Source organism: Arthrobacter sp. TJ-263 (assembly GCF_058269155.1).
The window spans coordinates 1,207,589-1,225,257 of the sequence record NZ_JBZCNE010000001.1; the positions used below are offsets into that span (position 1 = coordinate 1,207,589).

A 17,669-nucleotide genomic window follows, 5' to 3' on the forward strand; every position below is an offset into this window, starting at 1 on the left:
ATGTGAGACCAGCACCGGCAGGCAGCGGCTCCATCAGGCTACGGTATGTCGCGTGCCGCGGGTGCGAGTCGGACGGAAACCACAGATAGAAACGCCCCGCACCCATTCGGAGCGCGGGGCGTTCCTTCAATAGGTCAGTACTTCGCGATGGTCAACTGTGAGACGGGACATTGGTCCGCGATACGGACGAGGGCCGCTTTCTCCCGTGAATCCACCGTCATTCCCCAGCGTGCTTTCACCGTCACCCATTGAGCGACATAGGAGCACCGGTTGAGCGGTGGCAGCCAGTCCTCGGGCCCCTTGGCCTGCTTCTGCTGGTTCAGCAGTGTGGTTTGGGCGTTGAGGGCGCCGGCATAGCCGATGTCGTTGTAGAACGCGACACGTCGGGCTTGGGTCCATTTCTGAGCGCCGGACCCCCATGCCTCGGCAACAGGGACGGTGTGGTCGATCTGCACGGTTTTCGCGGAGGTGTGCACCTTGTTGTCGAAGGTCGTGGTCCACCGTCCGGTAGCAACGGTGCAGTGACGGGCCGTCGTGTAGGAAAGCGCAGCCTTCGTCTCGGTGACAAGGACTTCGGCGCGAGTGTCCTGGCAATCCCTGAGTGATGGACGTCCCCAATGGACGCCTTTGGCAGTTTGCCATGATTTGTCACACATCGGATGGAACTGGGGTAACGCTTCCGTCTTTCCGGGCAGAACATGCACTTCGCACTCCGCGGCCCTTACCCGTCATTCCTGCGGAGGAGTTTCTGTCGGGTTCATATGATTGCTTCCTGAGGGTGCGGCAAGGGCACGATATCGTTGCGCATGGCTGAAATTCCGGGTCTCGACGAGCTCCTGACCGCATTGAACGCCGGGGAGACGATCCCCGGAGGTTCACCGCACCATGAGGCAATGCACGCAGCGAGCCAAGAGTCGCTGCGCATCACTGCCGAACTCAATGGGCGGTACCACTCCCCCAAGGAGGTGCGCGCCCTGATGAGCGAGCTGACCGGACGCGAGGTCCCCTGGTCCTTCCAACTCTTCCCGCCGTTCAGCGCTGACTTCGGCAAGAACATCCGCTTCGGCGTGGATGTGTTCGTCAACAGCGGCTGCCGGTTTCAGGACCAGGGCGGTATCGACATCGGTGATGGGTCCCTCATCGGTCACAATGCCGTGATCACGACCTTGAACCACGACATAGTGCCGAGCCGACGGGCCGACATGCACCCGGCCCGCGTGGTGATCGGCCGGGGCGTGTGGTTCGGGGCCAACGTGACGGTGTTGCCAGGCGTGACGATTGGCGACGGGGCCGTGGTGGGCGCCGGTGCAGTCGTCACAAAGGATGTTCCCGCGGGGGCAGTGGTCCTCGGTGTGCCGGCGAAGCAGGTGGGCACGGTTCCGGAAGGGTGATTCCCCGGCCTGGGACTACCTCATCGGACATCGTTGTGCGGATACAGAAACGTGCAGCTCAATCGAATCCGGTCGGCTGAGCCGCATTCTTTCGCTGCGGAAATGAAGCACTGCATGTTGACGCGGAACTCCATTACGTTCCGTCACGAAATAACGTCATCGTGACAGGGTGACGACCGACGAGATTCTGTCTCGCCGCCGCTCTGGCCCATCCTGTCGCGACGCAGGACCTAGTCCTCACGCCGAGTCTCGACGAGAACCTGCACGTCAGAGGAGCCAACCGAGGTGCGCTCCGACCGGGGCCTGTTCCGTCAGTGCTGGTGCCAGTAACGCTCTTCGAGTTGCCGGTCGATGCCCTTGCGCCGGGCCCGGGGCGCCACGATCACCTAGATTGCCCACGAAGGTATCTCACTTGAGGATGGTCAAGCGGTCATTACTACGCGCGTCATGTATGAGCTGTGCGGACCTTCTTTGTAGGAGCCGAAGGGTGGGCACGGATCGAAGCCGTGTCTGGCATAGAGTGCTCGGGCGGGCGCGAAAAAGTCCATGCTTCCGGTCTCCAAGGAGATACGACTGATGTGACGTGCTCGGGCATCCGTGAGCACGTGATTCAGCAACTCGGACGCTATTCCCCGCCCCCGCAACTCGGGCTCTGTCCGCATGCTTTTGAGCTCCTCGTGCCCTGGCTCCAGCACCGCTAATGCGCACGTGCCTGCTATCCGCCGTTCGTGCCAGGCAACCCAAAGTCTGACGCCCGGCTGCTGGAGGGCAGCCATGTCCAGCGCGTGCTGGCTCTCTTTCGGAGACTGCGGTGCCATATCCGCCAAGTGGGCACGCAGGAAGACCTCGAGGGCCGGATCCTCGAAGGCGGCGAGTTGGATGGTGCACGTCATGGGACGAAGGATAGCGGCCTCGTAGTTCATGAGCGTTTCAGGGTCGCTAGCCGGTAGGGCTTGGAGTTGGGCGGAGAAGGCGTCGTGTGTGGAAAGCAGCAGTGACTGCCGATACCGAGCCGAGCCCGACGCCCACCCGGATCGACACTCAAAGAGGCGTGCCTACCGTTGAAGGTTAGGACAGTGCATGCTGCTGTGACCGCGGCTGCTCCCAGCCCCGCAGTAGCTGAGTAGTGCAACTTTTCCGGCTCTGTGACTGCTGCGCGAACACGCAACGACAGCAAGGCGCCGAAGCCGCCGGCCAAACCCTACCCAGTCCCAAGGATCGCGCCCCCCGAAGGCGAAGATCACCGATTGCCCAGGATTCACGCTCCAGCCGCGAATCGTTCAGGGTCCAGAGCTGGTTGAGCGTGGGAGATGACGAACATCCCTATTCCGGCGATCAACCCCATGAAAGCACCTGCCGTGGCACGACGAAGGGTGACGTCTGGTAATCGCGAAGATGACGTGCACGGATGCCGTACTCATAGCTGAAACACCGGCGAGGGCCTCACTCCACCGCGGCAGATGATGAATGCTTGCGCGTGCGTGGTCAAACCAATCCCTGCAGGCGCTCGGTGCCGTTCGGAGGTGTATCCGCGGTACGAGTCTGCCGGCTGTCCTTTTCGGCATACTCCGCTCAGCTGGTCAATGCGGTGCGCTGGGACACCCAGATCGGGCCGACCTGGGACATGAATTCCTGTTCGCAGGCCTGCATCTCTTCATAACCGGATGGGGTGTCCCCGCTGTAGGAGGACTGAAATCCGAGCTGGTGGCCGTCTTGCTCAGCGACGGGCCCGACCCCCCATCCTTTGTCCTGGACGCAGTTGCGTATCGCATCGACCGCGTCCCGGTACTCGGATTCAGTCACGACCAGATCTTCCAGAACAACCTGTTGGTATTCGCTGGTGCTGTTCCGCATCTCAAGCTTCTCCTCCTCGGAGAAGGACGGAGGGAAAGAGCAGCCGGCGAGCAGAAGAGCCGTACAGACGGCAGTAACAACACATTTCGTCCGGTTCCCCATAGGAGCATCCTGCCCCACGACGGGAGACCCGTCGAGGAACCACCTTCCGACGACTATGCCTCGGGCATCTGTCGGTCGGCACGAGGGGACATCACCGACGCCCCAGGTGCTGGTGCTGGCCAGATGACGATCATCGCGGTGGCGAGCGGCCCCAACAGCAGAGAGATCAGGAACCAAGCCCAACGAGAGCGGTTCTTCTGCTCGGCGAGGCCCGCGTTGATCAGAGCGACCGCGAACCAGAAGAAGGCTCCGGATGACTCTGAACAGACATTGATCGGCCCGGAGTGATAGTTCATCACTGGTCAGGCTGTGAATCAGGGCTCGGACGCGGTGCAGCCTCGGCGTAATAGGACCGTGTTCCGTGCTTCACGCCCAATCGGATGATGAGGTACAGCACAACCCCTGCGGCTGAGATCAGGATCAGCCACACCAGCAGGAAAATGAAAATCTCCGGTCCACCAAGAGCCATTACTACCCCCATGATCAATATCGGATACCCAGTGATCAGAGCCTAGTCATCGCATTGCGATAACCCACTCCAGACATGCCATGGCTGCGTTGGCTTACTATCGAACCGGGAAGTCGAACTCGTAGTCGTTTTACCTACCCCCCTGCTATCTGCGTGGCAGATAGCAGGTCATTCACAAACGCATCCTCTCCCGGATGGGTTCCGAACCTTGACTTTGCTGGGACCGCCCGCGAGCTACTCAAGACTGTGGCGGATAGATGTAAGTTTCGACTCGAGGTTGCCAGTGAGCCCCGATGCCCGGCTTGGTGTGAAGCATGCACTTGACTCGGAATCGTGATCGGCCAGCTGGGACAAGTATCCCTATGACCACCAGGAGGCCGCGCATGACAGATACCCCCAACTTCCCCGCCCTCAACATAACCTTCTCGGCGCAGATCATCGCCGACAACAACAGCGGATGGCTGTGCGTCCAGATGCCAGGTTCGGCCGAGGCATTCGGCACCGGGAGAGCCGTCAAAGTCGAAGGTACCGTCAACGGCCACGAGTACGCCGCTTCCATGTTGCCCGTGGGCGGTGGCACCCACATGATGCCGATTCGGGCTGCCTTGCGGAAGACTCTCGGCAAAGGCCTCGGAGACGTGGTCGACGTGCACCTGTCCGCGCGCACCGCCTGAGCGGCGTCCTACATCCAGTCAAGAATTCCTGCCGGACCACGGTTCGGGCGGGCCGCGGTAGTACCGCGCTCGGTAGGCTCGAAGAAGAGACGTGAGCGAGGGACACCATATGACTGAGGAGATAGCGGTTCGACAGTGTGCCGATGGAGATTTGGTCGCACTTGAGATGGCCGAACCACCAGGATCGGGCATCGCACGGACCCTTCTTCAACACCAAGCCGCCGACCGTATCGTGTACGCCGCAGCCTGGCGGATGACCCAGCCGGTCGGGACCGTGGTCCTGGATCTGACCTCGGAATACACCCCCGAGCTGAAGCACCTGTTTGTTCAGGAAGCGGCTCGAGGTGGCGGGGTAGGCACAGCGCTCGGCGCCTGGATAGAGAATCACGCCACGCGGGCCAAATTCGACAGGCTCTACCTCGGCGTAGGCATCGAGAACCACGGTGCCCGCCGGCTCTATGAACGCCTGGGCTTCAGGCCCACGGGGCAGACAACCACGACGACCTATCAGTACGTCGACGACGATGGACAGAAGCAGTGGGCCACCGAGACAGATGACATCTTCGAGAAGATGCTGGCCGGCCTGGTCCGAGCCAGTGTCGAGTGAGACCACCCCGGGGCCGCGGGGATTTTGCGGATACACAACCCTGTTGCAACACCGCGAGAGATTTCCTCGCGCTCCTGATGAGTCAGGTGCCGGCGGTTCCGCCGAGGAACGTTCGGCTTGATGCCCCATGACCCCGGAGGAAGTACTGGACCACGTGCGCCGGTTGCCCTACCCGGTCACCGACCTGACGGAACGATTCACCGTCCCGCCACCCCTCCCAGATGGCCTGCTGCTGCTCCGTCGTGAGCTCCACACGCACCTGCACCACTCATCCTGCCAAGGAGTGGTGCATTGACCGGTTGAGGCCGCCATCGCTTCCTGAGACGGCGAATGACAGTCGGTAGCCCCTTTGGGCGCGCGCAAGAGGTACTCGTCCGTCCATCTTCATCGTGGGGGCCGAGCGTGCGCCGATCCCTCCAACCGCTGTTAAGTGGCGGCCCTATGTGGCGATAGGAGCAGTGAGGACCGGCATTGGGCGTCGGCCAACAAGCGCTTCGGTGGCTCGTCGTTGCAGCGCCGTCGATCAGTTTGCTACCGGCGTCGCATAGACGACCAGATTCTGCGTGTACACCCATGCGCCGTCGACGTTCTCCACCTCACCGCCACATGTCACGACGACGAGCTGGCGATCCCCTTCGGTCCTGAAGATCTGGTACGGGAGGGACTCCTTGTGGAGGACCGACATCTTGCTCACGACGTACTGGCGTACTTCTCCCTCGCTGTCCGTGACGTAGACAGGGGCGCCTTCCCGCACCTGGTGCAGAGGTCCCAGCGCACCCCAGGACCCGTCGGTGAAATTCACGTGCCCTGCTATCACCGTTGAACCGTCCTCGGCCTCAAGAGGAGCAGCCCCGGTGTACTGAGCGACCTTGGACGACTCAGGGAGCACCATCTCGCCGCTTTCTGCACCGCCTTCGACAATGGGCGCTGAAATGCCGACGGAGGGGATGTCGAGCGTCGATGGCGCGACCGGCACAGGAGCCGGTGCGGTTGACGGATCGGGTGATCGGGCTGCGTCTCTGGACGGCTCCTGCACGCCTTTCGGGTCGATCCCAGGCTGATCGCGGAGGGAATCCCCCTCTGATGCCTGCGTGACGTCGTGCGCCATCGGGGTCGGGTCCTGAGAGCCCCAGAAGAAGAACAACGCTGCGCCCATGCATGCAATTGCAAGGGTCACAGCGATGCCTGCTGGTCGTGCAGGCTTTCTCCGCGGGGAAACCGCGACCCTCTTACTCGGTACTGACATCATGGACCCTTCGGAGAAGGGTGGGCCGGCTGAAGACGTGCTTCAGCCGGCCCACGTCGTGGAGGCTCTGATACCTACGCTGCTGGCGTCTTCCTCCGGAGACGAACAAGGCCGAAAGCGAGAGCACCGAGCATCAGGCAGGACCCTGCGACACCGGCGGAGGTGAGACCGGAGGTCTGGGCAGTGCCGCCGTCGATGACCACGGCGGAGTCGGACCCGTCGGTCTCACACGCGATACCATCCTGGTCCCGGTCGAGAGCGGGGCTGTAGTGGGTCTGACCCTTCTCGATGTTGATCCACCCGGCGGCCTTCGCCGCTCCACAGTCTGCGTAGCCAGTGAAGATGTTCCCGTCGGCCTCCGGAGTCGCCTTCTCCGGCCCTGGCAGCTGCTCGGCGGGGCCTGCGGGAGCAATCACCTCGAGCATGAGCCCGGGGGTGCTTCCGTCCGGCTTCCACTGGGTGAAGAAGATCGGCTGGCGCTCATCGCCGACGACGATCGCATGGTCCCAGATGTAGATGCCCGCTTCGGTGACAACGATCGGTTCGGTGGTCACCTCACCAGTCCCATCGAACGATGTGACCACTGTGGCGATCGACTCGGGAATCCCGGTCCAGGCGGCGTCCACGGATTCGAAGGGACCAGCGAGGCGCGTTTGCACGTCGAGGGTCCTCCCGGCGAAGTTGTACCCCTTCAATGTCGTCGTGACCGCGCTTCCCCGCTCCACTCTCTCGGCACTCGGAGTCCACGAGAGGCTCGGGGCGAGGAGGTAATCGGTGGATGTTCCCTCAGCACCGTACTCGGTGCTCGTGTCCTGTTCGATGTATTCGGGGTTCGAACCGTCGGCAACGAGAATCGACGCCACGAACGTGTACCCGGCACCGTCCACGTAGGTCACATCCTGGGGAGTGAACGTGTGTTCCCCGGGCCCTTCGGAGGTCGTGAAGGTCTCGCTGGATACAGGGCCCGGCACCTGAGCAGGCGCAGAGAATTTTCCTTCATGCTCGTAGACATCGACTCGTACCGTGACGGGCGCTTTCGTCCCGTTCACATCGGTCCATTCATCCCCTGCCACAGCGTCTACGTTCACCGTGACGGTGGCCTTGGAACCCACCGGGGTCACCGGTGCGACCGATAGGTCGATGGCTGGGGTGAATGGCACGCCTTCGGCTGCGTGAGCGGGGATTGCTGATCCAGCGCCTAACAGCAGGGCCGAGAGGGCCAGCATCGATACCCCCCTGACGAGGTGCGTTGATTGCTTGAGCGTGACCTTCATGTGATTCTTTCTGTCTGAGGTGAATGTCCGCGGGTCTTGTCCTCGCATCATGGAATGCAATGGCCAGGACCGGGAGCGCGGGTAATTTGAGCAACTGAATACATCGTGGGAGACCGTCACGCGGGAATGCCGCAGGAAATACGACGTCGTCCAGAACGGACCCTACCGACCAGTTGCAGCGACGAACAGCACAAGATGGTTACAGGATCGAACCATCATGTCCGGGTACACCGAACGAGTGCGTCAGTTGAGTTGCTTCGACAAGTGACGTGAACTGTAATGTCGCTCGGTAAAGGTTCTCGGTTTACTAGCATTTCAGTCCCGACGTTATCCCCTACCACTGGACGCTCGACAATGTACTCGAAGTCGGTGGCTTGATTGTCCGCCGATTGCAGGCGTGGCCCGGCCAGCGGGATCAGCGCTTTTGCTTGCCCGCGGATGAGCAGAATCTGTGGTTCTGTTTCTTTGTGAGGTACAACCCGATCAGGGCAATCGCCAACAGAAGTAGGCCTGCTAGGGCAATGGTCAGTCCGAGATGGAGCAGGAGCCCAGGCACGATCGGTACCGCGGTGTGCCGCACACTGTGCGCGTACTGCATCAGGGCGAACATGCAGGCAGCGAGTGCGGCACCGAAAGCGAAGACGATCGTGCCGGTCGACTTCAATACCTTCATGCTTCCCCCAGTTCGGTCTCCGAATACCGGCATCTTCGTGTCGTACCAGTCCACCCTTCCAGCATTGACCAGCCGGAAACACCTTTCGCAGGCATACGGGGAGGAGCAGCACACGACAACACCCCTACTCGGCGTCGGTCCGCTGGGATGACAGAAGCAAATTCTCGGTAGAGGATCCCTTGAGTGCACGAGCGCGCGGCGGGTCACGACGCGCTCTGGCACACGCTGTACGACCAGCGGAGTGGCAAAGCCGGACGGCGCTGGAAGCAGGATTGATCCTTAGAAGCGGGATATCGCTTCGTGCAGCATTCTGTGTCCGTGGGCCTCGAACACGGTGTCGCCGACGAGAATGGACCACACTGCTGTGCCGACAGCTTCCCGCAGCAGATCAATCCGCCAGGTCTCCTTGCTACGTGGGTCCGGTCCGTAGCCCTCGAAGAACGCCGCCTCCAACCAGGGTCGCTCTCTCCACTGCTGGGTGGCGAGGCGGCAGAGGTCCGTGGCGGCCGGCCGGAGATCGAACCGGCCGAAGTCGATCACGTGCAGCCAGGCGCCGTCGTGCAGCCAGTTCCGCGGCTGCCAGTCGCCGTGGGTTGGTGCGACGACGGCCGGGCCCGGCCGATCCGAGGCCAGGATGCGGCGTGTCTCCGACGCCACTTCGTAATCGATGCGGTGGCGCTGACCCAGCAGGTCGATTGCCTTCTGGGTCACGCGCATCTCGTAGCCTTCATCGACGCGTGCATGCTGATCGTGGAGTGATCGAAGGGAAGAGCCCGCCTGGGCGTACATGTCCGCGCACCACTCTGCATCTGAGCCCTCGACGAGCGTGCCGGGCAGATAGGCCGTGATGAGGACGTTCGCGGCCCTACTCGCCCCAACCAGCCGCCCGGTCCTGGCCTCCCGCACGAGCGGCTCCGTGTAGGTTTCATGGGCGGTGATTTCCCGCCCGATGTGATGATTCGAGGACGGAGCAGCTTTCACCACGAAGTCCCGATCTTCGGCTCGGACGTGCAAAACCCTGGTGTCGACGAGGTTCCAGGACAAGTCCTCCACCAGTAAAGGTGTTGGGAGCTGCCCGACGACGAATTTCGCCTGTTCCTCGCTCAGAAGCTCCCGATCCCAGCTGGTCATCGGAACAGTCTAGGTCGGTGTCCACGGAACGAAACCCACCACCTCGTGGCCCGGGCATACTGCGGGAATGAGTAACGGGGGCACGTGAGTTTTCGTCAGGATGGCGGGGCCTTCACGGCTGATTGGCGGGCCAGGAGTCGCTGCAGCGCTTCGCTCGTTCCGATGGGGAACGGTTTAGGGGCTGTTCCTCAGCGGAGTTCGTCCTTGAAGACGAACCAGCAGATGCTGTTTCTGCGGCTTTGGTCCTCGAGGACAAGGGGGCGGAGATGGGCGGGAACCTGCTGACGCTGCCAGTCGCGCTCAGCACGCGCGGTGTCCCCTTGGTGATCGCGTGGCGCTGCAGCTGCGGCAGCCTTGATGGCATAGGCGGCCGCGCCTAGGTCGTGTTCGGGAACATGTGCGACGCAGGCCGCTTGGCCAGCTGCGTATGCCGCAAACCGTGGACCACCACGCAGGGGACGCGCAGCGCCCATCGCGTGTCCTCCGATCGCTCGGGTGACCATCATCGTTGCTTCGCCACGCGTCCATGCTCGTGCCGCTTCGATCGCCGCACGAGGGCGGTCATCACTAGGGTTTGATTCCTCGAACAGCCCTAGAACATGCTCGGCGCAGGTAGCTGCCCACAAGGCCAGGAGCTGATGATCAGCCTCGGCCAGTAGCCCACCGCGCCGAATGGACACGAGGCGAGGATCGCGAACAGCAGGAAGGATCATGAGACTGTTTCTTACCCCCTCTCCTCCCGGGCGGCAATACAACCTGCTGCTGCGCGGTAGGGGATCCGCTGGCGGTCATCGGCGGTCGCGGGCAGGGACATGATCTGGCCAGGTCTCCCCGATCCCTCCCGGTCCGTACACATTCTCGACGAACCCGCGGACCTCCGCGACGAGCTCTTCTCGTGTCATGCGGGCCGCATCATCCGAGGTGATTCCTCCCGTCCCGGACGTGACCCGCCGGACGCTGAAGCCATACGTTCCATCGGCTGGTCCGTTGAGCCACGCGAAGTCATAGGACAAGGCCCCACCGGGCTGTCGTCTTTCACTGACGCGGAACACTTCGTGCTCGACCGTGACGTCAAAGGAATCCATCCGGTGATCCTAGGACCAGTTCCTGCTCCGGCACCATTGACGCGGTTGGTGAGGGCGTCGGCGGGTTGACGATCGGTGACGCTGTGATCGCTTTCCTGCCCATGGAGCGTGACGGCGGAGCGGCCGAGTACGTCATCGCACCCGCGGATGCCGTTGTCGCAGCTCCGACGACCATCCCGCTGGGCGATGCAGTGGCGTTACCCTCGGTCGCGTTGACCGCGTGGCAGGCCCTTTTCGACGAGGGCCGGCTCGAAGCGGGTCAACGGGTCCTGATCATTGGTGCCGGGGGCGTCGTGGGCAAGTACGCGATCCAGCTCGCCAAGCGAGCCCGCGTGCAGGTCATTGCGACGGCCAGCCCGCGCAGCATCGATGCCGTGCGCGCAGCGGGCGCGGATCAGACTATCGATCACACCGACACGGACTTGCTCATCACCGTCGACGGGCAGGTGGACATGTTGCTGAACCTCGCACCGATCGATCCGCAGCAATTCACCGCGTTCGTGGCCGCCGTCCGCGACGGCGGTGTAGTGGTCAGTACCACGGCATTCATGCCCACCCCCAGCGACGATGCCCGAGGGGTGCGGGCGGCGACGGTGTTCGTCCTGCGCAACCGTGACCGGCTCGCGCAGCTGGTATCCCTCGTCGACGACGGCGCACTCACGGTCGAAGTGACACGCCGGATCCGGCTCACGGAACTGCCCGCCCTTCACGCCGAAGCCAATACCGGCCGCATCTCAGGGCAAGTCATCGTCATCCCCGCCTGAACCACGGCGGGCCACAAGAACCGGGTGAACATCCCAGCAACGGCACATTCAGGATCGGTCACCGGGCGACTTCCGGTGTCTGGGTGAAACGTTCGTCGTCGTAAAAATCTCGTTGTCGTGCTCAGGCGTTCAGGCGGTCCTGCAAAAGCGAGCGTCCGACAGCTGACGGACGTCCAGACGCCACTAGAAGAAGCGATAGCGCTAGTCCCCGTATCGCCTGCCCTGAGCCCATCGTGAATCCTTCGTCAGTCGCAGTGAGTTTCAGGCCAGTCAGCCATTTCTCCCCGCCGGCCAAGTGGTCGTGCCGAAGTAGACCCTAGCGTCCTCCAGCATCACCTGAAGGATTAGGCGCGTGATGCCGGGCGGACGCCTGATCTGCGGGCAAACCATCAGGTCGGATCGCTGGGCGGATCTTCCTGGAAGAGCGTGATCTGCAGACCCGCCGGGGCTTCGAGGCGTGCATTGATCGAATTCCACGGAGTGCGGGTCGGAGGTGCGATGAGTTCCGCGCCGCCCGACGTGAGAAGGTCGGTGGCCTGCTCGACATCACGAACTTCGAAGGCAACCCGCAAATCCGGGCTAACTTGCCGTCCCACTTCAACCGCGTCGATCATCGTGACCTGAGCTGGGTTGGCGATCTCGAGAGTGGCACGACCCACGTCGAGGATCGTGACTCGTTCACCGCTGTCCCCGTGCACTCGGACCTGGGCAAACGGACGGTACGAGGTCAGCGGCACGGGAAGCTGCTTGCGGGGGCGGTTGGGGCGGCAGGTGTTCCTGGGGATGTAGCTAGATCGAGCATCGGCGTCCTTCAACCGATGGTTTCACCCGAGAATGGGCAGGGCCTTGTGGATGCAGTCGATCGTGATGTCCGCCCCGGCCCTAACTTCTTTCACTTCGCCGTCGATCTGGTACGGCATGGGCTTCAGGGCTGAGAACCGGTACTGCTCGTAGCTCGGCTGATCGCCGAGACCTTTGGTCGAGGCTCGCAGGGCCGTGAGGAGGATCTTCCACTTGGCCATGTGAGGGAAGGTGATGACCTCGAACTTTCCATCGGCCGGGTGATCGTCGGCTTCGCTCAAGGTTGCGTACTTCGCCATCTGCGAGATATTAGCGAACACAAGGCTGTCGAACTTCCTTCGCTGGCCGTCGTTCTGCCGAATCTCGAACGGCTTGAACTTCGAGAAGGTCCGCACCACGGAGAACATCTCCTTGATCGCGCCCTTGCTGCCCTTCTCAAGGTCGATGGCCATGATCGGCGTCAATCCGAATCCGATGTAGGAATGCGCATGCACCGGCCCCGCCTCCAACTTCGCCTCGCGCTCCGTGTCCTGATTGGTGTCCGGGCTGGTGTCCGGCTCGTCGATGCTGATCCGCAGCAGGTCAATCCGCCGGACCCGACCCTCGACGATCGCCTCCGCCAAGGGCTGGCGTCCCGTGACGCGGCTGTGGTCATTCGCGTTGCCCGCGGCCAAGACCGCACACACAGCATCATCGCTGCCGCTGGCCATCACTCCGTTGACGACCTCGTTGTACCCGCCGTCCCCACTGACCGACACAACCAAGGCCTTCCTCGATGACGCGGCCTCACGGGCCAGGTCCACCGCGTGACCTGCGTGCTGGGTGGGAGTCAACCGGACATCGGTCCCAGGCAGCTTGATCATCAACTCGTCATGCAGCTCCCCGGCGAGCTTCGGAGCATCCCCGGTACTGTTGGGGTTGAAGATGATCGTGATTACGTCGAACTTACGCGGTAACTCCAGCGGTGCCTTCATGGATGCTCTCCCTGATCGTTCATGCCAGTAACAGTGCAATCACAGCGTCACTACTCCGATAATAAGTCGCCTTCCTATTCTCGGGCATGCCTTCTCAGCCATCGGGGCCAGATCGTGCGGTGTACTCGTGATCGGTTTTGCGCTGCTGCGGCGTAGATCTTCGCTTGGGCTGTGGCGCAGGTATGGGTGGCTGCTGGAATCGGCGGTTGTCGCCTGGAGCACTCTTGCCGTTACCCAGAGCAACCACACGCACGACGTATCCGGCTCGTAATCTGGCCGCACTTCCACCATCCGCCGTCGCGGTGCAGGATCAGTTTGCGGGCGCACCGCAGGGTAACTCTATCCTTGCTCGGCCGGCCTCAGCTCAAGCTCTTCGTCGCCGCTCCGCTACAGACTCAGGCTCTGGCGTCGTCGCCCAGGTGCCGACCCCGGGAAACCCCGAACGTCTCGGCGATCTGCTTCACCGTGTAGGTCTTCTCGTCATCCATCGCCCGCGCCTGCCGGGCCCTATTGGATGTCATCTTCACCCGACCCCTACCCGTCCGACCCCGGCCCCGGGCCGCGGCCAGACCATCCTTCGTACGCTCCACGTTCAGGTCGTGCTTGAATTCCGCGATCGCAGCCAGCATGTGGAAGAACAACCGCCCGCCCGGGGTCATCATGTCGATGCCCTGGGAGAGTGCCTCCAACCCGACGCCCCGCCGCTCGAGCCGGCCAACGACTTCCTTCAGGTTCCGCCCCGACCGGCCCAACCGGTCAAGTTTCGTCACGACCAGGGTGTCCCCCGCCCGCAGATACTCCAAAGCGTCATCCAGCACCGGCCGCTTCGCCAGGACACCCGAGGCATGCTCGATGAAGACCTTCTTATACCCGGCAGCCTCCAGCGCATCGGTCGGCCCATCCAAGTTCTGGTGCGACGGTTCGGGAAGGCCTGGGCGCTCATGCCACGACTCATCTGACTCACATACGCCTCCTACGTCGCTGTCGGCACCGCCCTCCGGAGCCCGGATGACGTCTTTCCCCGTGCACGCCGGCGGCGATGAGGGCTGACTGTCAGACCTATGACGGCACAGGTCACCGATGGGTGCGCGCTGCGAGGAGCCGGCGCTCGGCGTCGTTCGCTGTGAGTTCCAGGGCGCGAAGATCCGCCGCAAGGGCCTCGTGGTCACGGCCGAGTCGCCTCAGTAGGTGCGCGCGGACGGCGTGCCAAAGGTGCGCACGCTCGAGGTCATTCTTCAGGGTGTCGACCTCGCTGAGCGCTGCAGCGGGGGCTCCGACCCGGTCTAGTGCGACGGCGCGATTGAGCCGCACCACAGGCGATGGGTCGTAGCCGAGGAGCAGGTCGTAGAGAACGAGGACCTGCAGCCAGTCGGTTTCGGATGCGGTCTCGGCATCGGCGTGGCACGCGGCGATCGCCGCGTGCAGCTGCCAACGGCCGGGGCGACGTAACCGGGCGGCCTGTTCCAGCTCGGCGCGTGCGCGAACGATGAGAGTTTCGTTCCATCTCGACCGGTCCTGATCGGCCAGTAGCACCAGTTCGCCGTCCACGGACCGGGCCGACTCGCGCGCGCGGTGGAACAGCAGCAACGCGAGGAGGCCGTGAGCTTCCGCCTCGCGCGGCAGCGCCGCCGAGATCACGCCTGCCAGCCACAGCGCGTCGTCGGCGAGGTCGCGATTCGAGGTGGCGTCGCCGCCGGCAACGAGATGGGCTTCGTTGTACATCACCGAAACGACCGTGAGAACAATGTCGAGCCGCTCCGCCCGGTCCGGCCCGTCGGGGATGCGCAGCGGGATGCCGGTGACGCCGATCTTCCGTTTGGCGCGCACGATGCGCTGCGCTGTAGCCGGCTCGGTGCTGAAGGTGGCACGTGCGATCTGAGCAGTGGTGAGGCCGCACACCGCTCTCAGTGTGAGTGCGAGTTGAGCCTCCTGCGACAGTGCGGGGTGGCAGCAGCCGAACAGCAGCGGCAGCCGGTCGTCGATCTCATCGGACGAATCGGTGTCGGCTGGATCCGCAGTCGCATACCCCCACTCGACCTCGGGTGCCATACCCGCCAGCTTCTCGCGGTAGCGGTTCTCTCGGCGGAGCCGGTCGAGGGCGTTGTGACGTGCAGCCTGGGTGAGCCACCCGCCGGGGTCCGCCGGAATCCCATTGCCCCGCCACGCGCGCAGCGCTTCCTCGACAGCCTCGGCCACTGCCTCTTCGGCGATGTCGAGGCGGCCGAGCGACCCGGCCAAGGAGGCAACGATCCGGCCGGACTCCTCACGCACGACCCGCGCGAGGAGAAGATCGGACGCCGCGGCCCCGCCGCTCGGCCCGGCCGCGGCATCCGATTCGGTCACTGCTCGAGTTGGCTGTAGTCCGTCACCAACGGGCGGATCTCCACGCCGCAGCCGGGGAGTTCCAGCCCCGGCCACGTCTTCACCAGGGCGATCGCTGCGTCCATATCCGGGACGTCGATGACCTGGAAGCCTCCGACAACCTCTTTAGCCTCAGAGAACGGTCCATCGACAACCACCGTTCCGCTCTCCCTGTACTTCACGGTGGTGGCCGTCTCGACCGGCTGCAGCTGCGCCCCGCCGTCCGCGATCTGCGCCGCGTTCTCCCCGAACCACTGGTACATGCGGCCGTAGGTCTCCTGCTGCTTGTCCGCAGGTACCTGCGCGTCAAGCTCGGGAATGCTGGTGAACATGATCACGTACTTCACGGTGATGTCCTTTCGTCAGTGGAACAGTTACACCCATACAGCGAACGAGCAAGCCCGTTCTCGACACCTTGAGTGAAATTCTTTTGAGGGCACCGGAGATCCGTTCTGGGCGAAGACGCCGCGAGTCCAGTGCGGGGGTGTCCGCTAGGGGATCGTCTTGTGCTCCCACCGTCCCCAGCACATCCCGCGAAGAGGACCTCCCCGCGGCCATCGTGTCGATCGAGGTGGGCGTCCTCCCATTCCCGTCGACAACAGGGAGACCGCCGGTGGCGAGATACCCGCGACGCCAACGGATCGCTCGGAAGCACTCTCTAGAGGGCGGTCAGCGCCGCAATGTAGAGGGCGGACGCGGACCAGGTTGTCACCATTTGGATCCAGTTGATCGTAAAGTACTTCTGCCGTCCGGCCTCCCAGCCTGACGGCAGCGCCTCGGGGTCCCAGGCCAGAATCACCTTGTAGTGCGGCGTTTTCACGGCGTTCGAGACGATGATGACGCCGACGAACACGATGCTCAGGCCGATCGCAGTGAGTGCGAACGGTGCGGAACCGCGGTCCTCCCAGAGGAGCACGAGTGCCACTATCGGCAGGAGGAACATCCCAAGGGACCAGCCGAGGTTGTACAGCTTCCCCCAAGAGTGGTCCGCGAATCGGAGGAACGCTTCCATGAAGTTGCGGAACTCCCGGCCGTTCATCTCGGCGAGCATCGGCCGCATGATCGTGCACAGCATCCCCAGGAGGCCGCACGCGAGCCCGGACAAGAAGACGGTCGCCGAGAGCGCCCATTGCTCACCCGTCATGGCGAAACGCTCCTTCCCGGCTGTGCGGCCGGTCCGTGGAAGGCGCAAATGCTCTCCGCGGGACCACCAGGGCCAGAAGAGGTATGGCCAGGCTGACCATGACGAGAAGCAACGAGAACGTCAGGACCGCCGATGCCGGCAAGACGAACAGCTTGAAGCTGTCGATGGCGGTATGGACAAGCGCGGGCGCCCAAATCGTGCCGCGTCCCGTCTCATAGAGGTATGCCAACGGGACCGAGGTGACTGCGGCGACGAGCAAAGCACCGATCCCAACGACGGGTCCGCTTCGCAGGAGTATCGGTATGTGCGCCGCGGCCACCAGGGGCATCGTCCAGAGAACGGTGCACGAGAAGGAGCGTCCTAGCCGCAGTCGGCGAAAAGCGTATCCACGCCAGACGAGTTCTTCCGCGAGGCCGTGAAAGGCGAATAGTCCGATCAGGATCCAGGGCCAGTCGATGACGACCTCGAGCTCGGCCCCCGTGATGATTCTGGTGATCGGAAAGACGAGCAACACCAGCGCGGACACCACCGAGGCGAGTGCGACAGCACGCCAGGCGGGCCGTCCCAGACCGAGGTGCCGGATCGTCGCGCGCCACGGTGTCCGCTGGGCCACCCGATCCACCACTACCGCTACGAGCACGACGACCGTCAGGATCAAGATGCCCCACCGTCCGGTAGCGTCCCATTCGCCGAGCAGTGCGAGCGTGCCCCACAGCAAACCGAACCCGATCAGGAATGGGACCCAGGCAAGGCCACGCACGACACTCGGTTGGTTCGTCGGCGACGTGGTCGAGGCACGGTTGGTCGGAGTGATCACGACAGCCTCCGTCCGATGGCAGGTGCGGTCCTCGCAGAGTCGTCCCAGTGTGCGCTCGAACAGGCGCCCAGACCAGTGCGCGCGATCAGGCGACGGGAATCATCCGCCCACCAACTACGTCAAGAACCTGGCGATGATCTTGGTCGTTGGGCTGAGCCCAGCTGGCGGCCCCCCCCAATCGAGTAGCACCCGGTCCCGCAACTCATGGGTTGCAACACACCTGGACGAGACACAACCACTCCCCGCCACTGCTGCTCCGTCTATGTCGTGCTGCCCTGTCCCCCAAATAGCGGTAGTGACTC

Annotated in this window: 21 protein-coding genes; 4 read left to right on the forward strand and 17 right to left on the reverse strand. The window is 63.2% G+C overall.

Going from position 1 to position 17,669, the window contains the following annotated elements; genetic code table 11:
- Positions 1-134 precede the first annotated feature (134 nt).
- A complete protein-coding gene (locus tag AC4D2F_RS05660) occupies positions 135-704 on the reverse strand; it encodes an HNH endonuclease family protein (protein WP_490909800.1) in 570 nt (189 codons plus the stop codon).
- A gap of 102 nt (positions 705-806) precedes the next feature.
- On the opposite strand from AC4D2F_RS05660, the gene AC4D2F_RS05665 reads away from it, so the two are divergent.
- Positions 807-1,391: a DapH/DapD/GlmU-related protein gene (locus tag AC4D2F_RS05665; RefSeq protein WP_490909801.1), complete on the forward strand. Its 585-nt coding sequence runs from the start codon at positions 807-809 to the stop codon at positions 1,389-1,391.
- 422 nt (positions 1,392-1,813) lie between these two features.
- Here the strand turns inward: AC4D2F_RS05665 and AC4D2F_RS05670 are convergent, their stop codons facing one another.
- The 3 genes from AC4D2F_RS05670 to AC4D2F_RS05680 all read right to left on the reverse strand — a co-directional run bounded on the left by AC4D2F_RS05670 (position 1,814) and on the right by AC4D2F_RS05680 (position 3,643).
- On the reverse strand, positions 1,814-2,314 hold the full coding sequence (locus AC4D2F_RS05670) for a GNAT family N-acetyltransferase (protein ID WP_490909802.1): 501 nt from the start codon (positions 2,312-2,314) through the stop codon (positions 1,814-1,816).
- Between the two features lie 649 nt (positions 2,315-2,963).
- On the reverse strand, positions 2,964-3,245 hold the full coding sequence (locus AC4D2F_RS05675) for a hypothetical protein (protein ID WP_490909803.1): 282 nt from the start codon (positions 3,243-3,245) through the stop codon (positions 2,964-2,966).
- Positions 3,246-3,400: 155 nt separating this feature from the next.
- Positions 3,401-3,643 carry a hypothetical protein gene (locus tag AC4D2F_RS05680; RefSeq protein WP_490909804.1) on the reverse strand — a complete coding sequence of 81 codons (243 nt, stop codon included), beginning with the start codon at positions 3,641-3,643 and terminating at the stop codon, positions 3,401-3,403.
- 556 nt (positions 3,644-4,199) lie between these two features.
- Here AC4D2F_RS05680 and AC4D2F_RS05685 point away from each other — a divergent pair.
- Positions 4,200-4,490 carry a DUF1905 domain-containing protein gene (locus AC4D2F_RS05685; protein WP_490909805.1) on the forward strand — a complete coding sequence of 97 codons (291 nt, stop codon included), beginning with the start codon at positions 4,200-4,202 and terminating at the stop codon, positions 4,488-4,490.
- 109 nt (positions 4,491-4,599) lie between these two features.
- The gene (locus AC4D2F_RS05690; RefSeq protein ID WP_490909806.1) at positions 4,600-5,097 is read left to right on the forward strand and encodes a GNAT family N-acetyltransferase; all 498 of its coding nucleotides are present in this window, start codon (positions 4,600-4,602) and stop codon (positions 5,095-5,097) included.
- Here the strand turns inward: AC4D2F_RS05690 and AC4D2F_RS05695 are convergent.
- The 6 genes from AC4D2F_RS05695 to AC4D2F_RS05720 form a co-directional block, all read right to left on the reverse strand.
- Entirely contained in the window at positions 4,998-5,219 is a 222-nt protein-coding gene (locus AC4D2F_RS05695; RefSeq protein ID WP_490910526.1) for a helix-turn-helix domain-containing protein, read from the reverse strand. The two genes, AC4D2F_RS05690 and AC4D2F_RS05695, sit on opposite strands and share 100 nt — an antisense overlap.
- Positions 5,220-5,620: 401 nt before the next feature.
- The gene (locus AC4D2F_RS05700; RefSeq protein WP_490909807.1) at positions 5,621-6,253 is read right to left on the reverse strand and encodes a class F sortase; all 633 of its coding nucleotides are present in this window, start codon (positions 6,251-6,253) and stop codon (positions 5,621-5,623) included.
- 164 nt (positions 6,254-6,417) lie between these two features.
- Positions 6,418-7,617: an excalibur calcium-binding domain-containing protein gene (locus tag AC4D2F_RS05705; RefSeq protein ID WP_490909808.1), complete on the reverse strand. Its 1,200-nt coding sequence runs from the start codon at positions 7,615-7,617 to the stop codon at positions 6,418-6,420.
- 415 nt (positions 7,618-8,032) lie between these two features.
- Entirely contained in the window at positions 8,033-8,344 is a 312-nt protein-coding gene (locus tag AC4D2F_RS05710) for a hypothetical protein (protein WP_490909809.1), read from the reverse strand.
- A 225-nt stretch (positions 8,345-8,569) separates the two neighbouring features.
- Positions 8,570-9,421 carry a phosphotransferase family protein gene (locus AC4D2F_RS05715; protein ID WP_490909810.1) on the reverse strand — a complete coding sequence of 284 codons (852 nt, stop codon included), beginning with the start codon at positions 9,419-9,421 and terminating at the stop codon, positions 8,570-8,572.
- 188 nt (positions 9,422-9,609) lie between these two features.
- Complete coding sequence (locus AC4D2F_RS05720) at positions 9,610-10,134, reverse strand: putative immunity protein (protein ID WP_490909811.1); 525 nt, start codon at positions 10,132-10,134, stop codon at positions 9,610-9,612.
- Between the two features lie 455 nt (positions 10,135-10,589).
- On the opposite strand from AC4D2F_RS05720, the gene AC4D2F_RS05725 reads away from it, so the two are divergent.
- Positions 10,590-11,270: a zinc-binding dehydrogenase gene (locus AC4D2F_RS05725; RefSeq protein WP_490909812.1), complete on the forward strand. Its 681-nt coding sequence runs from the start codon at positions 10,590-10,592 to the stop codon at positions 11,268-11,270.
- Positions 11,271-11,659: 389 nt separating this feature from the next.
- Here the strand turns inward: AC4D2F_RS05725 and AC4D2F_RS05730 are convergent, their stop codons facing one another.
- From AC4D2F_RS05730 to AC4D2F_RS05760, 7 genes are all read right to left on the reverse strand, one after another.
- Positions 11,660-12,007 carry a VOC family protein gene (locus tag AC4D2F_RS05730; RefSeq protein ID WP_490909813.1) on the reverse strand — a complete coding sequence of 116 codons (348 nt, stop codon included), beginning with the start codon at positions 12,005-12,007 and terminating at the stop codon, positions 11,660-11,662.
- An 87-nt stretch (positions 12,008-12,094) separates the two neighbouring features.
- Positions 12,095-13,045, reverse strand: a complete 951-nt coding sequence (locus AC4D2F_RS05735) for a diacylglycerol/lipid kinase family protein (protein ID WP_490909814.1) — start codon at positions 13,043-13,045, stop codon at positions 12,095-12,097.
- 395 nt (positions 13,046-13,440) lie between these two features.
- Positions 13,441-13,950, reverse strand: a complete 510-nt coding sequence (locus AC4D2F_RS05740; RefSeq protein WP_490909815.1) for a recombinase family protein — start codon at positions 13,948-13,950, stop codon at positions 13,441-13,443.
- A 169-nt stretch (positions 13,951-14,119) separates the two neighbouring features.
- Positions 14,120-15,388 (reverse strand): RNA polymerase sigma factor, encoded by a 1,269-nt coding sequence (locus AC4D2F_RS05745; RefSeq protein ID WP_490909816.1) that lies wholly within the window; start codon positions 15,386-15,388, stop codon positions 14,120-14,122.
- Complete coding sequence (locus AC4D2F_RS05750; protein ID WP_490909817.1) at positions 15,385-15,753, reverse strand: YciI family protein; 369 nt, start codon at positions 15,751-15,753, stop codon at positions 15,385-15,387. Before AC4D2F_RS05750 ends, AC4D2F_RS05745 begins: the two co-directional genes overlap by 4 nt.
- A 311-nt stretch (positions 15,754-16,064) precedes the next feature.
- On the reverse strand, positions 16,065-16,550 hold the full coding sequence (locus AC4D2F_RS05755) for a hypothetical protein (RefSeq protein ID WP_490909818.1): 486 nt from the start codon (positions 16,548-16,550) through the stop codon (positions 16,065-16,067).
- Positions 16,540-17,367, reverse strand: a complete 828-nt coding sequence (locus tag AC4D2F_RS05760; protein ID WP_490909819.1) for a CPBP family intramembrane glutamic endopeptidase — start codon at positions 17,365-17,367, stop codon at positions 16,540-16,542. The genes AC4D2F_RS05755 and AC4D2F_RS05760 overlap by 11 nt, the downstream gene beginning before the upstream one ends.
- Positions 17,368-17,669 lie beyond the last annotated feature (302 nt).

Coding starts and splice junctions, on each gene's coding strand:
- AC4D2F_RS05680 (WP_490909804.1), bottom strand. CDS start 3,643: ATGAACTATCACTCCGGGCCGATCAATGTCTGTTCAGAGTCATCCGGA.
- AC4D2F_RS05705 (WP_490909808.1), bottom strand. CDS start 7,617: ATGAAGGTCACGCTCAAGCAATCAACGCACCTCGTCAGGGGGGTATCG.
- AC4D2F_RS05715 (WP_490909810.1), bottom strand. CDS start 9,421: ATGACCAGCTGGGATCGGGAGCTTCTGAGCGAGGAACAGGCGAAATTC.
- AC4D2F_RS05700 (WP_490909807.1), bottom strand. CDS start 6,253: ATGGGCGCAGCGTTGTTCTTCTTCTGGGGCTCTCAGGACCCGACCCCG.
- AC4D2F_RS05735 (WP_490909814.1), bottom strand. CDS start 13,045: ATGAAGGCACCGCTGGAGTTACCGCGTAAGTTCGACGTAATCACGATC.
- AC4D2F_RS05755 (WP_490909818.1), bottom strand. CDS start 16,550: ATGACGGGTGAGCAATGGGCGCTCTCGGCGACCGTCTTCTTGTCCGGG.
- AC4D2F_RS05690 (WP_490909806.1), top strand. CDS start 4,600: ATGACTGAGGAGATAGCGGTTCGACAGTGTGCCGATGGAGATTTGGTC.
- AC4D2F_RS05685 (WP_490909805.1), top strand. CDS start 4,200: ATGACAGATACCCCCAACTTCCCCGCCCTCAACATAACCTTCTCGGCG.
- AC4D2F_RS05670 (WP_490909802.1), bottom strand. CDS start 2,314: ATGAACTACGAGGCCGCTATCCTTCGTCCCATGACGTGCACCATCCAA.
- AC4D2F_RS05665 (WP_490909801.1), top strand. CDS start 807: ATGGCTGAAATTCCGGGTCTCGACGAGCTCCTGACCGCATTGAACGCC.
- AC4D2F_RS05675 (WP_490909803.1), bottom strand. CDS start 3,245: ATGCGGAACAGCACCAGCGAATACCAACAGGTTGTTCTGGAAGATCTG.
- AC4D2F_RS05720 (WP_490909811.1), bottom strand. CDS start 10,134: ATGATCCTTCCTGCTGTTCGCGATCCTCGCCTCGTGTCCATTCGGCGC.